The sequence below is a fragment of the candidate division KSB1 bacterium genome (genome assembly GCA_034505495.1).
In the GTDB taxonomy this organism is placed as follows: domain Bacteria; phylum Zhuqueibacterota; class Zhuqueibacteria; order Residuimicrobiales; family Krinioviventaceae; genus Fontimicrobium_A.
On sequence record JAPDQV010000006.1, the window covers coordinates 4,288 to 7,143 of the forward strand.

A 2,856-nucleotide genomic window follows, 5' to 3' on the forward strand; every position below is an offset into this window, starting at 1 on the left:
CCCTTGTGGTTCGAGTTTCATCGAGTGCCATTTCGTATTTCTCCTTTCTTTCTTTGTGCTTTCGGAACAATGAACAGGCAATGCTCAAAGTTTTCTCCCATTGCCAATCTTCCAGTCCAGCCCGGTTGGACGCTCGCTTGACCGCCGATTCCACCAAATCGCGCGGGATGGGCTGACCATCCACAATACAGGGCAACAGGCGCTTGATGGTGGCTTTTTTGAGTTTGTCATCCATTACAAACTTGCCATCGCGGTTGTTTGCATAAGCGGCTTCGGCAATATCGGCAGGAGCGGGCGCACCGACAAAGGGGATAGAGCGTGTTTTTTTCTTTCCATTTTCATCCCTCTCTTCGACAGTATGGTAGGTATGCCGCCAGGCACAGGTTTCATGCCAGCTCTCGATTCGCTTCAGAAACTCGGAACCTTTCAAGGCGCGGTAATAGACGATGGAGAGCCTACCTGGCGTGGCTGAGTCCACTGCCATCACGACCACATCTTCGCGCTCGCCGATTTCGGCGCGATAGCCTGCTATTTTCTTTTTCAGGCTGATGCCAACTTCCTGAGCAGTGTCGGCAAGATGGTCTCTTTCAGCAGGCAATTCGCTGTAAAGCATTTCGTAGGCATCTTGTGTGGGTTGCGGCACTTTTGCACCTGAAGTTGCCCATGCGACAACGGCCAATCCTGGCTTAGGCAGACCTTTGCCTTCCTTTTCCATTAGCACATAACCCTGGCGATTCATAAGCCATCGAAGAGCCGCATGCGCTTTTTGTGTTGTCTCAAAACCGACAGTTGCAGCCTGGTCAGGATAGGTAAATCGTCCAAGAAAGGTAAAGCCGCAACCATCATCAATTGTGATTTTACCTTTCTGGTCAACGGATTTGCCTGACGCAATAAGTTTTGCTTTATCGGCGTCATTCCTGATTTTGGCAGGGTGCTGGTCAGCCGTAAAACTTTCTTTGCCTGTCACATAGCACAAGGATTTGGTTTGCTTTTGTGATGAGTAGTAGTCAACCCAAGACTGAATTACTTCAGGGTCATTCCACACTTCTGCAATTCCGCCTTCACCCTCAACCCGCCAGCGCACAAACGCATCTGCTTGCCAACTTTCGAGTTTGCCAGTCTGCTGGTTTATTCGCCCAGGCAGCAAATCGAATATATCGGTTTCAGCATTTTTTTTCTTCTCGAAGGGGCGTTGGTTATAAAGTTTTCCTTGTTCATTTGCAAACAGAACACGGTTGGCTACCAAATCGCCGATGACATTGCCTTTTTGGACATATTCGTAAATAGCGCGGACTTTGGCAGGTGCGCCGCTTTTGACCCAATCGCACAGGAGTTCCAGATAAGACTCGAAGTAGTGGTCTTTTTCGCCCCCGTACTTTTTGTAATCTGCCGCAAGGTACTGCAACTTGTCGCATAAAGGATGTGCTGCTTCGCCGCTCGTGCGACCTGCTGATTTTTCAGTACAGGGGATGATGGTGCGCGCCCCACTTTTATCTATCACGCGGGCACGTCGGAAATTCCCATTTGCATCAAGGGTGATTTCAATCTGCGCCTTTTGCGTGGTGTGGCAGATTGGCAGAAGCGGCACTTGCTCTTTACCTTCTTCGTCTTCGACAACGCCAATCATGTTCCGGCAATTCTCATACGTCTCATACAGGCTTTGAATCCAGTTCATCTCACACCCCTCCTTCCGCGTAGCCTTCGAGCAAGCCTTCTTCCGCCAGCCCAACAGTAGCAGGCGGGTTGGCTCTCATCGGGCGCACGAACTTGCGGATGATTTCTTTGAGGTCGTCAGGCCTGGGGAACAGGATGACGCCGTCAATCATCTTTGCCCGCCAGAACCTCGCCCAGAACTCGCCGGGCTTGTTTTCGTCGGGATAATCGAAGCCGTGGAACATTAGCCCAAAAGCCATTTCGCCGTAATTGTCGTAGAAGCCCTTGCCTTCGCCAAACTCGCACGGTTCGACGTATCCCTGACACTCGCGCGTGCCGAGAAACACGTCCCGCCTGCCGCCGCGCTCAATCATCCGCCGCGCAACGTAAAAATGCTTGTTTTCATTGCGGTCATGTGCAAGGTCGGGGCGGTTCTCGTTCCACTCAAAATGCGCCTGCACCTGATACTCGACATCGGCGAGATAGGTGTAAATCGAAAGGTCGTTTCCACTTGAACTGTATTTGATGGGCTTGGCGCCGCGCGGCTGTGTGCGGATGGGCTTCATCACCCGCACTTTGTCTATGGCCCACACGATGGTCGGCTTCCAATACACCGAACTCAGGATTCCCTTCAACGCTTCGTAGGTAGGAACCGGATAAGAGTACTTTTCGCCGCCGATGCGGGTCAGCGGGTCGGTGAACAAAGCGTATCTGCCCCACACTTTGAACATTACGATGTTCCGATATTGCATCAGCACCTCCTTTAAATTGCATCGCGTGAACTTTCTTGTCTGAATTTTCTTAAAAGGATTATTTTCCTTCCCCATGCTTTCCATTATTGAAATGACGCTATACAAGAAGCATTTTCAGGTCGCTTATTCTTTCTTCGCTCCAACCGAATTCATCGCTATAATAAGAGCTTTCCAGATAGTAAATCTCTACTCCCTCCTGCACTTGATGAAGCGCTCCCTTTTTCCGCAGCTGCATGAATTGAGCTTCGAAGAGGTTCACTGAATAACGTTGCGCCTCTTTGATCAAGTTTTTTTGCAATCCAAAGTCGCGGCATAACCTTGTAATAACTTGTTCACCGGCTTTATAGGGCACGATGATTCCTCGCATGTAGGAATCGATCACATGAAATTCTTTATTAGCCGTTTGAAACGATTGCCGTAATATCAGATCCGGCGCAGCATTTTGATGAAT

At 49.9% G+C, this 2,856-nt stretch carries 3 protein-coding genes; all 3 read right to left on the reverse strand.

Annotation, left to right across the window (positions count from 1 at the left end):
• Positions 1-1,675 (reverse strand): type I-C CRISPR-associated protein Cas8c/Csd1 (gene cas8c / locus ONB24_03925; protein MDZ7315251.1); only part of this gene is annotated, 1,675 nt, incomplete at its 3' end.
• A 1-nt stretch (position 1,676) separates the two neighbouring features.
• On the reverse strand, positions 1,677-2,405 hold the full coding sequence (gene cas5c, locus ONB24_03930; GenBank protein MDZ7315252.1) for a type I-C CRISPR-associated protein Cas5c: 729 nt from the start codon (positions 2,403-2,405) through the stop codon (positions 1,677-1,679).
• Positions 2,406-2,502: 97 nt separating this feature from the next.
• Positions 2,503-2,856 (reverse strand): CRISPR-associated helicase/endonuclease Cas3 (locus tag ONB24_03935; GenBank protein MDZ7315253.1); only part of this gene is annotated, 354 nt, incomplete at its 5' end.

Coding starts and splice junctions, on each gene's coding strand:
- cas5c (MDZ7315252.1), bottom strand. CDS start 2,405: ATGCAATATCGGAACATCGTAATGTTCAAAGTGTGGGGCAGATACGCT.